Annotated in this window: 16 protein-coding genes and 1 tRNA gene; 3 read left to right on the top strand and 14 right to left on the bottom strand. The window is 48.4% G+C overall.

The window, feature by feature from the left end; genetic code table 11:
• The first annotated feature begins 259 nt into the window (after positions 1-259).
• A complete protein-coding gene (locus ACYQ1O_RS12370) occupies positions 260-2044 on the top strand; it encodes a DEAD/DEAH box helicase (protein ID WP_459992071.1) in 1785 nt (594 codons plus the stop codon).
• Positions 2045-2171: 127 nt separating this feature from the next.
• On the opposite strand, the gene metF is transcribed toward ACYQ1O_RS12370, so the two are convergent.
• From metF to rpsU, 8 genes are all read right to left on the bottom strand, one after another.
• Positions 2172-3005: a methylenetetrahydrofolate reductase [NAD(P)H] gene (metF, locus tag ACYQ1O_RS12375; RefSeq protein ID WP_459992072.1), complete on the bottom strand. Its 834-nt coding sequence runs from the start codon at positions 3003-3005 to the stop codon at positions 2172-2174.
• A 110-nt stretch (positions 3006-3115) separates the two neighbouring features.
• On the bottom strand, positions 3116-4408 hold the full coding sequence (gene ahcY / locus ACYQ1O_RS12380) for an adenosylhomocysteinase (protein ID WP_459992073.1): 1293 nt from the start codon (positions 4406-4408) through the stop codon (positions 3116-3118).
• Between the two features lie 137 nt (positions 4409-4545).
• Entirely contained in the window at positions 4546-5706 is a 1161-nt protein-coding gene (metK, locus tag ACYQ1O_RS12385) for a methionine adenosyltransferase (protein ID WP_459992075.1), read from the bottom strand.
• Between the two features lie 72 nt (positions 5707-5778).
• Positions 5779-5855: transfer RNA gene (locus ACYQ1O_RS12390), tRNA-Ile, on the bottom strand.
• A gap of 12 nt (positions 5856-5867) precedes the next feature.
• On the bottom strand, positions 5868-7679 hold the full coding sequence (gene rpoD / locus ACYQ1O_RS12395; protein ID WP_459992370.1) for an RNA polymerase sigma factor RpoD: 1812 nt from the start codon (positions 7677-7679) through the stop codon (positions 5868-5870).
• Positions 7680-7761: 82 nt separating this feature from the next.
• A complete protein-coding gene (gene dnaG, locus ACYQ1O_RS12400; protein WP_459992076.1) occupies positions 7762-9492 on the bottom strand; it encodes a DNA primase in 1731 nt (576 codons plus the stop codon).
• A 20-nt stretch (positions 9493-9512) separates the two neighbouring features.
• Positions 9513-9962, bottom strand: a complete 450-nt coding sequence (locus tag ACYQ1O_RS12405; RefSeq protein ID WP_459992078.1) for a GatB/YqeY domain-containing protein — start codon at positions 9960-9962, stop codon at positions 9513-9515.
• 3 nt (positions 9963-9965) lie between these two features.
• On the bottom strand, positions 9966-10199 hold the full coding sequence (gene rpsU / locus ACYQ1O_RS12410) for a 30S ribosomal protein S21 (protein ID WP_459992079.1): 234 nt from the start codon (positions 10197-10199) through the stop codon (positions 9966-9968).
• A gap of 123 nt (positions 10200-10322) precedes the next feature.
• On the opposite strand from rpsU, the gene tsaD reads away from it, so the two are divergent.
• Positions 10323-11333, top strand: a complete 1011-nt coding sequence (tsaD, locus tag ACYQ1O_RS12415) for a tRNA (adenosine(37)-N6)-threonylcarbamoyltransferase complex transferase subunit TsaD (protein WP_459992081.1) — start codon at positions 10323-10325, stop codon at positions 11331-11333.
• A 4-nt stretch (positions 11334-11337) separates the two neighbouring features.
• Here the strand turns inward: tsaD and plsY are convergent, their stop codons facing one another.
• The 6 genes from plsY to ACYQ1O_RS12445 all read right to left on the bottom strand — a co-directional run bounded on the left by plsY (position 11338) and on the right by ACYQ1O_RS12445 (position 14419).
• Positions 11338-11910: a glycerol-3-phosphate 1-O-acyltransferase PlsY gene (gene plsY, locus ACYQ1O_RS12420; RefSeq protein WP_459992082.1), complete on the bottom strand. Its 573-nt coding sequence runs from the start codon at positions 11908-11910 to the stop codon at positions 11338-11340.
• A 90-nt stretch (positions 11911-12000) separates the two neighbouring features.
• Entirely contained in the window at positions 12001-12732 is a 732-nt protein-coding gene (locus tag ACYQ1O_RS12425; protein ID WP_459992084.1) for a pteridine reductase, read from the bottom strand.
• Positions 12733-12758: 26 nt separating this feature from the next.
• Positions 12759-13550, bottom strand: a complete 792-nt coding sequence (gene tatC / locus ACYQ1O_RS12430; protein ID WP_459992086.1) for a twin-arginine translocase subunit TatC — start codon at positions 13548-13550, stop codon at positions 12759-12761.
• Complete coding sequence (locus ACYQ1O_RS12435; protein WP_459992087.1) at positions 13537-13833, bottom strand: twin-arginine translocase TatA/TatE family subunit; 297 nt, start codon at positions 13831-13833, stop codon at positions 13537-13539. The genes tatC and ACYQ1O_RS12435 overlap by 14 nt, the downstream gene beginning before the upstream one ends.
• A 22-nt stretch (positions 13834-13855) precedes the next feature.
• On the bottom strand, positions 13856-14077 hold the full coding sequence (locus ACYQ1O_RS12440; RefSeq protein ID WP_459992088.1) for a Sec-independent protein translocase subunit TatA: 222 nt from the start codon (positions 14075-14077) through the stop codon (positions 13856-13858).
• A gap of 21 nt (positions 14078-14098) precedes the next feature.
• Complete coding sequence (locus ACYQ1O_RS12445) at positions 14099-14419, bottom strand: phosphoribosyl-ATP diphosphatase (protein WP_459992091.1); 321 nt, start codon at positions 14417-14419, stop codon at positions 14099-14101.
• Here ACYQ1O_RS12445 and ACYQ1O_RS12450 point away from each other — a divergent pair.
• Entirely contained in the window at positions 14418-14645 is a 228-nt protein-coding gene (locus ACYQ1O_RS12450) for a hypothetical protein (RefSeq protein WP_459992092.1), read from the top strand. The two genes, ACYQ1O_RS12445 and ACYQ1O_RS12450, sit on opposite strands and share 2 nt — an antisense overlap.
• Positions 14646-15153: the final 508 nt, after the last annotated feature.

Below are 15153 nucleotides of genomic sequence, written 5' to 3' on the forward strand. Positions count from 1 at the left end.
AATCTCTCGAACAAATTATGAAGGTTATAAACTTAACAAACGCAACATTATAACAAGCAACACAGTAAAACCCAGCTTGATAAGCGTGAATAATCGGATATATTACCGTAAAGCCACGACTTTGCCTTACAAATCAGCCTTACCTGCCTGCAACACGAAGCGATTTTCAGCAAATCCCGATAGTTTGCGATATAATCCCATATTAAACAAACATTTCCCCGCGCATTTCGCGCAATCTAATATTTCTACAGGTAAATACATGTCCAATGATGTTTCAACATTACCCTCTTTCCGTGATTTAGCACTGATCGAACCGGTGTTAAAAGCACTGCAAGATGTCGGTTATGAAACACCGTCGCCTATCCAGGCACAAGTTATCCCGTTTATGCTTGATGGCAGAGACGTTTTAGGGCAAGCACAAACCGGAACTGGAAAAACCGCCGCTTTTGCCTTGCCTATTTTGTCCAAACTGGATATTAAACAAAAAGACCCCCAAGCCTTGGTATTGGCGCCCACCCGCGAGCTAGCCATCCAAGTTGCCGAAGCCTTCCAACATTATGCCCAGCATATGAAAGGCTTCCACGTACTGCCTATCTACGGCGGACAAGATTACAGCACCCAATTGCGCCAATTGAAACGCGGCGCCCATGTCGTGGTCGGTACACCAGGCCGCGTGATGGATCATATGCGCAAAGGCACCTTAAACCTAGACGGACTGAGCATTTTGGTGCTTGACGAAGCCGACGAAATGCTGCGCATGGGCTTTATCGACGATGTCGAATGGATTCTTGAACAAACGCCGGAAGACATCCAAATCGCCTTGTTCTCCGCCACCATGCCGTCAGTGATCCGCAAAATCGCCAACGAATACCTGAACGAACCCGAACAAGTCACCATTAAAGTCACCACCGCCACCGCGGAAAATATCCGCCAGCGTTATTGGGTGGTCAGCGGCGTCCACAAACTCGACGCATTAACCCGCATCCTCGAAGTGGAAACCTTCGATGGCATGATAATTTTCGTTAGAACCAAAACCGCAACCGTGGAATTGGCAGAAAAACTGGAAGCCCGTGGCTATTCAGCCGCCGCCATTAACGGCGACATGTCGCAAGCACTTCGGGAACGCGCCATCGCCAACCTGAAAAGCGGCAAGCTCGACATCCTCATCGCCACTGACGTTGCTGCACGCGGCCTTGACGTTGACCGTATCACCCACGTCGTCAACTACGACATCCCTTACGATACCGAATCTTACGTGCATCGTATTGGCCGTACCGGTCGTGCAGGCCGTACCGGTGACGCGATTTTGTTCATTGCCCCGAGAGAACGCAAATTGCTGGGCAATATCGAAAAAGCCACCAAGCAAAAAGTGGAAGAAATGGGCTTGCCGTCCACCGAAGTCATTAACAACAAACGTATCGCCCGTTTTAAACAAAACATCACCGATACTTTAGCCGCCGAAGAACTCAGCTTTTTCAACCAACTGATCGAACAATACCAGCAAGAACATAACGTATCGGCTTTGGAAATCGCCGCTGCGTTGGCAAAACTGGTGCAAGGTGAAACACCTTTATTGATGCAACCGCCGAAGAAAACCAAAGAGCCGCGCGAAGAACGACCTGAGCGCTTTTCGAGGGAAGACCGCGCACCGAGGGATCGTGGCGAGCGTGGCGAAAGAAGCCGCAGCGGCAGCAAACGCTTTGGTAGCGCCGATATTGAAATGGAGTTGTTCCGCATCGAAGTCGGTCATAGCCACGGCGTAAAACCCGGCAACATCGTCGGTGCCATTGCCAACGAAACGGGCATTAACGGCGACCATATCGCCCGCATCAAAATCGAAGACGATTACAGCACAGTAGAATTGCCAGCCGGCATGCCCAAAGAACTGTTGCAAGAATTACGCAAAGTACGCGTGGTAGGCCACCAACTGAATATCTCCAAATGGGATGGCAGCGCAGCTACTACCAGCAGCGCACCTAAAGCAGACAAAGGCAAAAAACGCCTAAGTTTAGCGCCTAGACGCTCCAAACCAAAAGCAGAATAATTGCCGCCATTCCGGCGTAAACCGCCGGAATGGGTCAGCTTATGAAGCAACAAAAAAGGCGTACAAATTAATTTGTACGCCTTTTTTATCGGCTAAACGCCAAGTTTATCGCCAAAAAATCTTAAGCTTAACGGCCAATATTCTTCAAAATCGCCAAGCTGGATGCTGATTGGTTCATCGTGTAAAAATGCAGGCCCGGTGCGCCGCCATCCAATAATTGCTGGCATAAACGTGACACCACATCCAAACCAAACGCTTGTATGGATTCGCGGTCATCACCAAAACCTTCCAAACGCTTCCTCAACCAACGTGGAATATCAGCACCGCACATTTCCGAAAACCGGAACAGCTGCGTGTATTGGGTAATCGGCATAATGCCTGGCACGATGGGAATGGTGATGCCCAACTTTTCGCAGGCATCGACAAAATAAAAATAGCTTTCGGCATTGTAAAAATACTGGGTGACAGCAGCATTCGCGCCTGCTTGTACTTTACGCTGGAAGTTTTTTAAATCGGTGCTTGCATTGGGCGCTTGCGGATGCACCTCAGGATAAGCCGCGACATGGATTTGAAAATGATCGCCTGTCTCTTCACGGATAAAACCAACCAGTTCATTGGCGTAGCGGAATTCACCTGCCGACATCATGCCCGATGGCAAATCTCCGCGCAGCGCGACAATTTTGCTGATGCCGTGGTCTTGGTAATCTTTAAGGATAGCGCGGATATTGGCTTTGGTAGACGCCACGCAAGACAAATGCGGCGCAGCAGCAATACCTTTGGCTTGGATGCCAACAACGGTATCGAAGGTTTTATCGCGTGTTGAGCCGCCTGCCCCGAAAGTGACCGAGAAAAAATCCGGATTGAGTTTGGCAAGTTCGGCATGGACGATTTGCAGGTTCGCCGCGCCTTCTTCGGTTTTGGGCGGGTAGAATTCGAAGCTGAAGGGTTGGGTAGATTGCATGGCTAATCAGAAAATGTAAGTTGGGCTAGCGTAGCGTAACCCAACAACTTAACTATTTAAGAAAACGTTGGGTTACGCTACGCCAACCCAACCTACACAAACCTTACTGATCAATAACGGTAATGATCCGCCTTATAAGGCCCTTCAACTGGCACATTGATGTATTTGGCTTGTTCTTCGGTCAATACCGTCAAATTGACGCCAATTTGCGCCAAATGTGAACGCGCTACTTTTTCATCTAAAATTTTCGGCAAAATATACACTTGGTTAGCGTATTTTTCGGCATTTTGCCATAACTCTAGCTGTGCCAACACTTGGTTACAGAACGAGTTGGACATCACGAAGCTAGGATGGCCTGTCGCGCAGCCCAAATTCACCAAACGGCCTTCTGCCAAAATAATCAAGCGTTTGCCGTCTGGGAAAATGACGTGATCAACTTGTGGTTTGATGTTTTCCCAAGGGTATTGACGCAAAGCGGAGATTTCGATTTCTGAATCGAAGTGACCGATGTTACAAACAATGGCTTGGTCGCGCATCGCCAGCATGTGTTCATGACGGATGATGTGGTAGTTGCCTGTTGCCGTTACAAAAATATTGGCAATCGGTGCGGCTTCTTCCATCGTCACGACGCGGTACCCTTCCATTGCCGCTTGCAATGCACAAATCGGGTCAATTTCAGTGATCCAAACCGTTGCACCTAAGCCGCGTAGGGATTGCGCGCAACCTTTGCCAACATCACCGTAGCCACAAACTACGGCGATTTTACCCGCGATCATCACGTCGGTGGCGCGTTTAATGCCATCAACTAAGGATTCGCGGCAGCCGTAGAGGTTGTCGAATTTAGATTTGGTCACAGAGTCATTAACGTTGAACGCAGGGACTTTTAACGTGCCTTTGGCAACGCGTTCGTACAAACGCAATACGCCTGTGGTGGTTTCTTCCGACAAGCCTTTGACATCCGCCATCAATTCAGGGAATTTGTCGTGCATCATGTTGGTGAGGTCGCCACCATCATCCAAAATCATGTTGGGACGCCAGCCGTTCGGGCCAACTATGGTTTGTTCGATACACCAGTCGGCTTCGGCTTCGGTCTCACCTTTCCACGCAAACACGGGAACGCCAGCAGCAGCAATAGCAGCGGCGGCGTGATCTTGGGTGGAGAAAATATTGCAAGACGACCAGCGCACTTCTGCGCCTAAAGCTGTCAGCGTTTCAATCAACACGGCGGTTTGAATGGTCATGTGCAGACAACCCGCAATCCGCGCGCCTTTTAAAGGTTGCGCTGCGCCGAATTCTTCACGCAAAGCCATCAAGCCAGGCATTTCCGTTTCCGCGATGTTAATTTCTTTACGTCCCCAATCAGCCAATGCCATATCGGCTACTTTGTAATCTTGCTCGCTCATGTGTGTCCTTTTTCGTAGGATGTACCCTAAGGGCATAAATACCCGAAGGCATAAAGGCTGACCGTAAGGAAGCCCATCGTTTATTTAAATACGGTTTCGATGGGCTTCCTATCGTCAGCCCATCCTACATTTATAACTTATAAACCAGCCGCGTCTTTCAGCGCTTCAACTTTATCGGTTTTTTCCCAGCTAAAGCTGTCTTCGGTACGACCAAAATGCCCGTAGGCAGCAGTTGGCAGGTAAATCGGTTTCAACAAATCCAATTGTGCGATCAAACCTTTAGGTCTTAAGTCGAAATGGTCGCGAACAATTTGTTCCAAACGGTCTGCGCTGAGTTTGCTGGTGCCGAAAGTTTCCACGCTGATGGAAGTCGGTTCAGCAACGCCAATCGCGTAAGAGACTTGGATTTCGCAACGTTCCGCCAATCCCGCAGCAACGATGTTTTTAGCAACGTAACGCGCCATGTAAGCAGCAGAACGGTCAACTTTGGAGGGATCTTTGCCAGAAAACGCGCCGCCGCCATGTCTTGCCATACCGCCGTAGGTATCAACAATAATTTTACGTCCGGTGACGCCGCAATCGCCCACTGGGCCGCCGATAACGAAATTGCCCGTTGGGTTAATAAAGTATTTGGTGTCTTTATGCAGCCATTCTTTTGGCAAAACGTGCAGGATGATGTCATCCATAACCGCTTCGTATAAAGCTTTTTGGCTAATTTCTGGCGAATGCTGGGTTGACAGAACCACGGCATCAATCGCTACCGGTTTGCTGTTTTCGTAGCGGAAAGTGATTTGGCTTTTCGCATCAGGACGCAACCAAGGCAAGGTTTTGTTTTTACGCACTTCTGCTTGGCGTTGTACCAGCAAATGCGAGTAAGTGATCGGCGCTGGCATGAACACGTCGGTTTCGTTGCTGGCGTAGCCGAACATCAGGCCTTGGTCACCCGCGCCTTGTTCGTGGTTTTCGCCTTCATCAACACCCATGGCGATGTCTGCCGATTGTTTGCCGATGGCATTCAATACCGCGCAGCTGTTGCCGTCGAAACCGATTTCGCCGTTATCGTAACCGATGTCGCAAACCACTTTACGCACTAGGGCTTCCACATCCACCCAAGCATTGGTGGTGACTTCACCCGCCAAAACTACCATGCCGGTTTTCACTAAAGTTTCACACGCCACCCGTGATTTTGGGTCTTGTGCCAATAGGGCATCCAATACCGCGTCAGAAATCTGATCGGCAACTTTATCAGGATGGCCTTCGGAAACCGATTCTGATGTGAAAATGAAGTTATTGCTCATGTACTATCGCCTCGTAAATAAATAAAACCCAGATAGACAAAAGGCTGCAATAAGCAGCCTTCGTGATGTATGTGGTGGGCCATGTAGGACTTGAACCTACGACCTGCCGATTATGAGTCGGACGCTCTAACCAACTGAGCTAATGGCCCTTCGTACGTTTTTTATTCGCCGTCCAAGAAACAACGCAATTGTTCCGAACGTGACGGATGCCGTAATTTCCGCAACGCTTTGGCTTCGATTTGCCGGATACGTTCACGGGTCACGTCAAATTGTTTGCCCACTTCTTCTAAGGTGTGGTCGGTATTCATGTTGATACCAAAACGCATACGCAAAACTTTCGCTTCGCGGGCGGTCAAGCCAGCCAGTACGTTTTGTGTTGATTCACGAAGACCAGCAATGGTTGCCGCTTCAACAGGCGACATGACTTTGGCGTCTTCAATAAAGTCGCCCAAATGAGAATCTTCGTCATCACCAATCGGCGTTTCCATAGAAATCGGTTCTTTGGCAATTTTCAAGACTTTGCGAACCTTATCTTCCGGCATTTCCATGCGCTCCGCCAATTCTTCCGGCGTCGCTTCACGGCCTAGCTCTTGCAAAATTTGCCGCGAGATACGGTTGAGCTTATTGATGGTCTCAATCATATGCACTGGAATACGTATGGTGCGGGCTTGATCGGCAATCGAACGGGTAATGGCCTGCCTGATCCACCAAGTCGCATAAGTCGAAAACTTATAACCACGACGGTATTCAAATTTATCAACCGCTTTCATCAAACCGATATTACCCTCTTGGATCAAGTCCAAGAACTGCAAACCACGGTTGGTGTATTTTTTCGCAATTGAAATAACCAACCTTAAATTGGCTTCAATCATTTCTTTTTTAGCGCGTCTGGCTTTCGCTTCACCAATTGACATCCGCCGGTTGATGTCTTTCAAGCCACTGATAGTCAAACCGTATTCCGCTTCCAATTCGGACAAGGTTTTTTGCGCTTTTCTAAGTTCTTTTTCATAAGGCTTTAATGCCTCAGCATAAGCTTGGCCTGGCTCTAGGTATTTATCTAGCCAAGCAGCATTGGATTCATTGCCGGTAAAAGACTCAATAAACTCTTTGCGTGGCATTTTGCCGTGTTTTAAGAAAGCTTCAATAATGATACGTTCTTGCTCACGGACATTAGCAACACCTTTAGGGATAATACCAGTCAATTTTTTTAAATACTGCGGTGTCCATTTAAATTCCATGAACAAATCAGCCAATTCCTCAAAAGCTTTTTCAGCTTTTTCGCTGGTGTAGTGGCTTTTTTTAATGGCAGCCGAAGCGACTTTTAACTGCTTCCTTAAAGCTTCCACCTTTTCTTGCACTTCTTCGACATTAAGGCCTTTCAGCTCATCTTCGACGGCAGGGGCATCTTCCGCAATATCTGCAACCGCTTGGCTGCTCATCAAATCTTCAGGTTCGGAAAGGTCAACAAAGCCGGAGATCAGATCCGTCAAACGTGTAGCACCTTCTTCACCGGAAATGCTGTCAAAAGATTGTAAAAAATCTTCCACAACCACGCAGGATCGGGAAATGGCCTTAACCAATTGCTGCTGCCCTTCTTCAATGCGTTTGGCTATTTTTAATTCGTCGGCGCGGGTCAGCAACTCAACAGAACCCATTTCACGCATGTACATGCGTACAGGGTCGGTGGTGCGGCCAAATTCGCTGTCAACCGAAGCCAAAGCCGCTACTTCTTCGGCATCTTCGTCATCGGTGGTGACTGTCGCAGAGTCGGTAATTAACGAGTCTTCATCAGGTGCCACTTCGTACACCTGGATGCCCATATCATTGATCCAACCGATAATTTCTTCGATTTGTTCAGGATCGGCAATATCGCTGGGCAAATGGTCGTTAACTTCGGCATAAGTCAGGTATCCCTGAACTTTACCTTTGGCAATCAACTGTTTAAGCTGGGACTGTTGTTGTTCTTGATTCATCATTTACTCACTGTAGTCGCTACGCAGCTCGGTCACACTGAACCGAAAATTATACTACAAATTTTTATTGCATTGTACCGGTTTATTTGCTCAACAACTCACGTAGTAGGATTTTTTCACTTTCATCCAAACCGACATCTTTTTCTTTTAACAAGAGCTTATCCAAGCGCATTTCTTTAGCTTGATTTAACAATTTGTCCAAAGCATCATTAAATACCGCCGTCACCCGCTCGTCAGCAATAGACAAATCCAAGAAAACCAAAGCTTTAATGGTTTTTTCTTCGGGCTTGTCACGGTAGTATTCCAATAGCACCGCAGTATTGGCAGGCTTTTCATCCATCAGCACCTGCACAATGCCCTTAAACAGCTCACCGCCTGAAAACTCTAACTTATCCCAAGCAATTTTTTTAGCTTCAACCACGGCAATTAAAAGCGGATTCTGCAACAATAAAGCCAATGCAACTCTTGCAGATGACAACCGGGCCTTATCTTGCGGCTGACGTAATTTACTGGTTTCTAATTTTTGATTAATTTGGGTTTCCAAAAAACCACGCCTAGGCGAGCCTGACAAATTTTTCAGCCTCGCAAACATCAATTCCTTAAATACACCCTCAGGCAACTTATCCAAATAGGGCTTTGCCTTGGCAACAAATTGTGCGCGACCTTCGGTTTCTTTCAGATTAAACTCAGCGGCAATGTGTTCAAAAAAATAATCGGATAAAGTTTGTGCACCCTGCACACGCCCAACAAAAGCTTCCAAACCTTCATGCCGGACAAGCGAATCTGGATCGAAACTTTGCGGCAGCAACATAATACGGACTTGCTTGCCTTCTTTTAGGCTAGGGAACACCGATTCCATCACCCGCCAAGCCGCCTCGCGCCCAGCGCGATCACCATCAAAACAGAATACCAGCTCGGACGAAAAACGGAACAGCAAATCCAAATGCGCTGCCGTTGCCGCCGTACCCAATACCGCAACCGCATAATCAATGCCAAATTGCGCCAATGAAATAACATCCATGTAGCCTTCCACAATCAAAATCCGTGGCGGCTTGGCATGTTTTTGCAGCAATTCAAACAAACCATAAACGAGTTTGCCCTTATGAAATAGCGACGTTTCCGGAGAATTCAAGTATTTGGGCAAAGAATCATCCAAAACCCTGCCACCAAAGCCCACGACCCTGCCGCGCTTATCGCGGATCGGAAACATAATGCGCTGACGGAAGCGGTCATAAACACGACCATTTTCCTTAGCGACCAACAAACCGGCTTCCAATAACAAGCGCTCATCGAACAGATTTGGCAACGATTGCCATTCATCGGGCGCATAACCCAGCATAAACTCACGGGCGCAATCACTGCTTAAGCCACGCGCCTTAAGATAATCGACTGCTTTCTTACCACCCTCACTGCTACGCAACTGCTCGACATAAAAAGCAGCGACCTTTTCGGTAAGCGCATACAGATCAGTTAAATTGTCTTTGCTGGGCGATGCTTGATAAGCAGCAGCTTCTCTTGGCACTTCCACGCCGACAAAGTCAGCCAAATCTTCAACCGCCTCAACAAACTCCAAATGCCGGTAATCCATGAGGAAACCAATGGCATTACCACTGGCTCCACAACCAAAACAATGGAAAAATTGCTTCTGCCGATTGACGGAAAAGCTGGGAGTTTTTTCGGTATGGAAGGGACAACGGGCGACGTAATTGGCCCCCGTTTTTTTCAACGGGACTTGCGAGTCGATCAAATCAACAATATCGACCCGCACCAGCAAATCATCAATGAATTCACGAGGGATTCTACCGCCGGACATGGGCTTTTCCGGTGGCCAAATTATTCAGCTAAGGCAGCCTTGATTTTGGCACTGACAATTGACATATCAGCCCGACCTTGCGCTTTGGCTTTTACCAAGCCCATCACTTTGCCCATATCTTTTGCAGATTGCGCGCCGGACTCGGCTATGGCTGCGCTGACTAAAGCATCAATTTCCGATTCGCTTAGCGATTGCGGCAAGAAATCCTGGATAACCAAAACCTCTGCTTCCTCAATATCGACCAAATCGGTACGGCCCGCATCGGCAAACTGTCGAATGGATTCGCGCCGCTGCTTGAGCATCCGGCTAAGGACAGCAAGCACCCGCTCGTCATCCAACTCAATGCGCTCATCCACCTCAACCTGCTTAATGGCTGACAAAATCAGGCGGATTACACCTAACCTTGCCTTGTCGCCAGCCTTCATGGCTGACTTCATTTCATCCTTGATGCGATCCGTTAATAAACTCATGGCTTATTGTGCTGGACGGCCACGACGCAAGTTTTTCAATGCATAACGCTCGCGCGCCAATTTTTTCAAATGACGTTTAACAGCCGCAGCACCTTTACGTTTACGTTCCGCAGTTGGTTTTTCGTAAAACTCGCGGCGACGGACTTCAGCCAAAACACCGGCTTTTTCACAAGCGCGTTTAAAACGGCGAATAGCAATATCGAAAGGTTCGTTTTCTTTAATTTTTACTGACGGCATTATAATGATCCAACCATGTTAATATCTGAAAAAAGGGTTACAACAAAAAAAAATTATACTTTTGCGAACTGAACAAAAATAACCCACAATTATACGCCTTTTTTCTCGAATTTCAAAAACTCAATGTACGTTCTAGGCATAGAAACCTCTTGTGACGAAACCGGTGTGGGCATTTACCACGCCCAAAAAGGTCTGATCCACCATCTTCTGCATAGCCAAATTGACATGCACAGCGAGTACGGCGGCGTCGTGCCGGAGCTGGCATCACGCGACCATATCCGTAAACTTGTCCCGCTGATTAGGCAAGCCTTACAAGAAAGCCAGCTGACCCACCAAGATTTGGGCGGCATTGCCTACACGGCAGGACCTGGCTTAATGGGGGCGTTATTGGTCGGCGCAGCCACGGCACAGAGCTTGGCGTGGACGTGGCAAATCCCCGCACTTGCCGTACACCATATGGAAGGCCACCTGCTTGCGCCCATGCTGGAAGAAAACCCGCCCGCCTTCCCTTTTGTTGCCCTGCTCATTTCCGGCGGACACACCTTATTGGTCAAGGTAGACGGCATAGGCCAATACAGCCTGCTCGGTGAATCATTGGACGACGCCGCTGGCGAGGCTTTTGACAAAACCGCAAAACTGCTGGGCTTAGGCTATCCGGGCGGCCCCAAATTGTCGGCCTTAGCTGAACAAGGCCAGCCTGTATTTAAATTCCCGCGCCCGATGACCGACCGCCCAGGCTTGGACTTTAGCTTTAGCGGCTTAAAAACCTTTGCCCTGAACACCATCAACGCTTCCGATGGCAGCCTTCAAAGCAAGGCCGATATTGCTTGCGCCTTCCAAGACGCCGTTGCCGACACCTTAACCATCAAATGCAAACGGGCATTGGAACAAACGGGCCTGAAACGCTTGGTAGTGGCTGGCGGCGTCAGCGCAAACCGGCAAATCCGCGCCTCATTGACGGCAATGGCAAACAAAGCCAATGCCGACATTTACTTCCCCCGACCTGAATTTTGCACCGACAACGGCGCCATGATTGCCTACGCCGGTTGCCAGCGGCTGATGGCAGGCCAACACGAAAGCTTGGCAGTTTCTGCGTATCCGCGCTGGCCGATTGATAGCCTGCCCCGCTGTTGACAGGCTATTTTTCTTCGCCCGCCAGCAAGCGTTGGATATTGCTGCGATGCCGCCAGAGCAACACCAAAGTCATGGCGACCGTTGCCACCACCACCGGCAGCTTGCCCAGAATAAACCACGCATAAACTGGCGACAGAACCGACGCGCACAAGGCTGACAAAGACGAGATTTTGCCGATCTTATACATCGACAACCAAGTGGCAACAAACGCCAAGCCCAACAACCAGTTAAAGCCCAGCAACACGCCGATGGTGGTCGCAACGCCCTTACCGCCTTTAAAGCCAAAAAATACCGGATAAAGATGTCCGGTAAAAGCCGCCAAACCGGTCAACACCAGCAACTCGTCCGACACGCCATATAAGCTTGCCGCCAGCACCGGCAGCAAGCCTTTCAACAAATCGCCCGCCAACGTAATCGCCGCTGCTTTTTTGCCACCGATACGCATCACATTCGTCGCACCGGGATTCCCCGAACCTTGCTCGCGCGGATCAGGAAGCCCCATCATCCGGCAAGTGAGGATGGCACAAGAAATGGAACCTACCAAATAGGCGACGGGAACGAATAACCATTCAATCATGGGATACCTTTTTTATTGATAAATTAACTGATGTTATAAGGAAGGATTTTTTACGGATTAACAATGGATGCCTGCAATTATAAAGATGATTCAGTAAAACAAAGTCCTACCGCCATCAACCGTCAAAATCTGACCGGTCATAAAATCGGCATCTTTAATCAGGAACAACACCGCTTTGGCAATATCCAGCGGCCCGCCGGTGCGGTTTAAAGCAATGCGGGGCAACAGCTCGGCCTTTTGTTGCAAAGACAATTCCTGCTCGGAACACACAATCGTACCCGGCGCAACACCGTTTACCCTGACATTCGGTGCCAACTCTTTAGCCAACACCTTGGTCATGGCGACCAATCCCGCTTTGGCAATGCTGTACACCGGATAATCTTTCAAACCCCGTTCGGCGTGAATATCAACCATATTGACGATACAGCCCTGCTGGGCAGACAAACTGGCTGCCAAGTGTTTTGCCAAAAAAAACGGTGCTTTTAAATTGCTGCCCAACAGCTCGTCCCATTGCTGCTCTGTCACCGCATCCATCGGTGTGGGATAAAAAGCCGAAGCATTGTTGACCAGCACATCCAAATGCCCCCACGGGCAACTAGCCGCCGCAGCCAAAGCCGCTAAATTCTCCATATCAAGCAAATCGGCCTGCATGGCTTGGGCGGAATCTGGGCGCAAGCTATTCAGTTCATCGCAAAGCCTTAATGCTTCGGCTTGGGATGCGTTGTAGCTCATAAAAATATTGCAGCCGTGGCTATGCAGCAAGCGGGCGCAATCCGCGCCAATGCGTTTGGCAGCGCCTGTAATCAGTACATTTTTTTGCATACAGGGCTTCCTGATAGGGTACGCGGTTATTTTTGCAGGCTGATCTTATCAACATCCGATTTTTCAGCTTCGTCACCCGCATCGGCTTTCGGCACAAAAAAACGGGAAAACAACAAGCCCACCTCGAACAACAACCACATCGGCACTGCCAATAAGGTTTGCGAAATGGCATCGGGCGGGGTCAGCACCATGCCGACGATAAACGCACCGACCACCACATAAGATCGTTGCGCGGCAAGCTGGGCGGGCGTGACCAAACCCGTCCAAACCAAGACGATGGTAAAAATCGGCACTTCAAAACACACGCCAAAGGCAAAAAACAGCGTCAGCACAAAATCCAGATATTTGCTGATGTCGGTCATCACCGCTACGCCTTCCGGTGCCGCCGCGGTCAAAAAGCCGAACACCAACGGAAACACCACAAAATAGGCAAAAGCCACGCCCAAATAGAACAGCACCGTGCTGGCGACCAACAAAGGCAACACCAATCGTTTTTCGCTTTTGTACAAACCCGGCGCGACGAACGCCCAAAATTGGTAAAGGATCACCGGCACCGACACAAATACCGACAACACCAACGCCAACTTAAACGGCGTAAAAAAAGGCGATGCCACTTCGATGGCAATCATGGTGCTGTTGGCAGGCAAATGCTTCATCAACGGCCCCGCCAACACGCTGTAGATTTGGTTGGCGTAAGTGGTCAGCCCCAAAAATATCAACAGCACACACAAGACGATACGCAACAAGCGGTCGCGCAATTCAATCAGGTGGCTGATGAGCGGCAGCTCAGGGTCGGGCTGGGAATTATTCCGGCTCATGGGTTTTGGTCAGGTTGACAGGCGTTGCCGTTTCAGGATTTAAAGCGGCATGGATGGAATGGGCGGTTTCGTCAAGTTCGGCCTGCAAGTCGTGCAAGGCTTCCAAATCCGGATTTTGTTGGTTTAAGGCTCGGCGAAATTCTTCGATATACAACTCTTGCTTCAGCTCGGCTTGCACGCCCGCCACGATGCGGCGGGTTTTGCCTATCCAAAAGCCGGCAATTCTGGCGGCTTGCGGCAGCTTTTCAGGGCCGATCACCAATAAGGCCACCAAAGCCACCATGCAAATTTCCGAAAAACCAATCTCAAACATCTTTGACTTTTTCGTTCGTTTTGTGGGTCACTTCGCCGTCAATCACGGTTTCTTCGTCTTCGGCAGGTTTCTCGCCCTCACCTTCTTTCAAAGCGGTGCGGAAATTTTTGATGGCCCCGCCCAAATCGGTACCGATATTCCGTAAGCGTTTGGTGCCAAAAATAACAATGGCAATCCCTAATACGATCAATAATTTAGTAATGCTAATACCCATATTCGCCTCCCGTGTGGCTGATTATTTGGCAGTGCGTTGCGCTTTTTCTTCCAAACCCGACAAACCAAAACGCCGCTGCAATTCATTCAAGACATCATCAGGGTGCAAACCCTGTTGTGCCAACAACACCATGCAGTGAAACCATAAATCGGCCGTTTCGTAAATGATCTGCTCCTTATCGCCATTTTTTGCCGCGATCACCGTTTCGGTCGCTTCTTCACCAATTTTTTTTAAAATGCTGTCCAAGCCTTTCGCGTACAAACTGGCAACATAAGATTTGTCGGCGGCTTGCTGCTTGCGCTCTTCCAAGACTTGGGCAAGTTGGGTAAGGGTATTGTTCATGTTGGCTTATAAAAAATTCAAAAAACTTCATTTTGCAAAGCGTGCGATACCAAAATCAACGCGTTGCCTGATTTTCGCCATTATGACATTTTTAACCGCTGTGTTCGACGGCAAAATGAGGGATTTGCAATACATTTGCCAGCAATCCAATACCCATAAGCACCCACCATTAACACCTCATGCAAAGCAGCGTGGCTGCAAGCAGAAGAACCCGTTACCAAAATGATTATGCAAGTGCATGACAAGCTGATGTTTGAAACTGCCGGGGACTGTATCACCAAAATAATTGGGCTAATGTAGGCAGCAGCGGAATTGACTATCCTGCTGGTGGGTGTCGGTGTGGTCGAGAGTCAGGATGAGACGCATTGACTTTATTAGGTTTTGATTATTCATTAGTGCGCGGTTTTTTAGGTAGATAACAATATGAAAAAAACAGGTTGATAATAGAAAACTAATTTGCTATTTTCTTGATTAAAAAACTTCAGGTATAAAAATATACGATGTTTATGAATTTTTTAATATTACTTGAAAAAGTGCCTACTTGGCATACATAGGCGTTAAAAAATTATTGGTATTATGGTGATAATATGTCTCTGATACGAATTGCACTAGAGTCTGTTGACAATTAAGCCAACCAAATGAAGCTGGCAGTCAGGACTATGAAAGTCGAATACCGAGAGGCGAGCTTTTCATGACGCGTTAAAATCCGTCTAAATTGTTTGATCGGGCAAAAA

This window comes from Methylosoma difficile (genome assembly GCF_054657615.1).

Bases quoted from the DNA above. Each gene is read 5' to 3' on its own strand.
- dnaG (WP_459992076.1), bottom strand. From the start codon at position 9,492: ATGTCCGGCGGTAGAATCCCTCGTGAATTCATTGATGATTTGCTGGTG.
- plsY (WP_459992082.1), bottom strand. From the start codon at position 11,910: ATGATTGAATGGTTATTCGTTCCCGTCGCCTATTTGGTAGGTTCCATT.
- ACYQ1O_RS12405 (WP_459992078.1), bottom strand. From the start codon at position 9,962: ATGAGTTTATTAACGGATCGCATCAAGGATGAAATGAAGTCAGCCATG.
- metF (WP_459992072.1), bottom strand. From the start codon at position 3,005: ATGCAATCTACCCAACCCTTCAGCTTCGAATTCTACCCGCCCAAAACC.
- ACYQ1O_RS12435 (WP_459992087.1), bottom strand. From the start codon at position 13,833: ATGGTGGCTTTGGTGGCCTTATTGGTGATCGGCCCTGAAAAGCTGCCG.
- ACYQ1O_RS12370 (WP_459992071.1), top strand. From the start codon at position 260: ATGTCCAATGATGTTTCAACATTACCCTCTTTCCGTGATTTAGCACTG.
- rpsU (WP_459992079.1), bottom strand. From the start codon at position 10,199: ATGCCGTCAGTAAAAATTAAAGAAAACGAACCTTTCGATATTGCTATT.
- ACYQ1O_RS12440 (WP_459992088.1), bottom strand. From the start codon at position 14,077: ATGGGTATTAGCATTACTAAATTATTGATCGTATTAGGGATTGCCATT.
- rpoD (WP_459992370.1), bottom strand. From the start codon at position 7,679: ATGAATCAAGAACAACAACAGTCCCAGCTTAAACAGTTGATTGCCAAA.
- ACYQ1O_RS12450 (WP_459992092.1), top strand. From the start codon at position 14,418: ATGTTGGCTTATAAAAAATTCAAAAAACTTCATTTTGCAAAGCGTGCG.
- ACYQ1O_RS12445 (WP_459992091.1), bottom strand. From the start codon at position 14,419: ATGAACAATACCCTTACCCAACTTGCCCAAGTCTTGGAAGAGCGCAAG.
- ACYQ1O_RS12425 (WP_459992084.1), bottom strand. From the start codon at position 12,732: ATGCAAAAAAATGTACTGATTACAGGCGCTGCCAAACGCATTGGCGCG.
- tatC (WP_459992086.1), bottom strand. From the start codon at position 13,550: ATGAGCCGGAATAATTCCCAGCCCGACCCTGAGCTGCCGCTCATCAGC.
- tsaD (WP_459992081.1), top strand. From the start codon at position 10,323: ATGTACGTTCTAGGCATAGAAACCTCTTGTGACGAAACCGGTGTGGGC.
- metK (WP_459992075.1), bottom strand. From the start codon at position 5,706: ATGAGCAATAACTTCATTTTCACATCAGAATCGGTTTCCGAAGGCCAT.
- ahcY (WP_459992073.1), bottom strand. From the start codon at position 4,408: ATGAGCGAGCAAGATTACAAAGTAGCCGATATGGCATTGGCTGATTGG.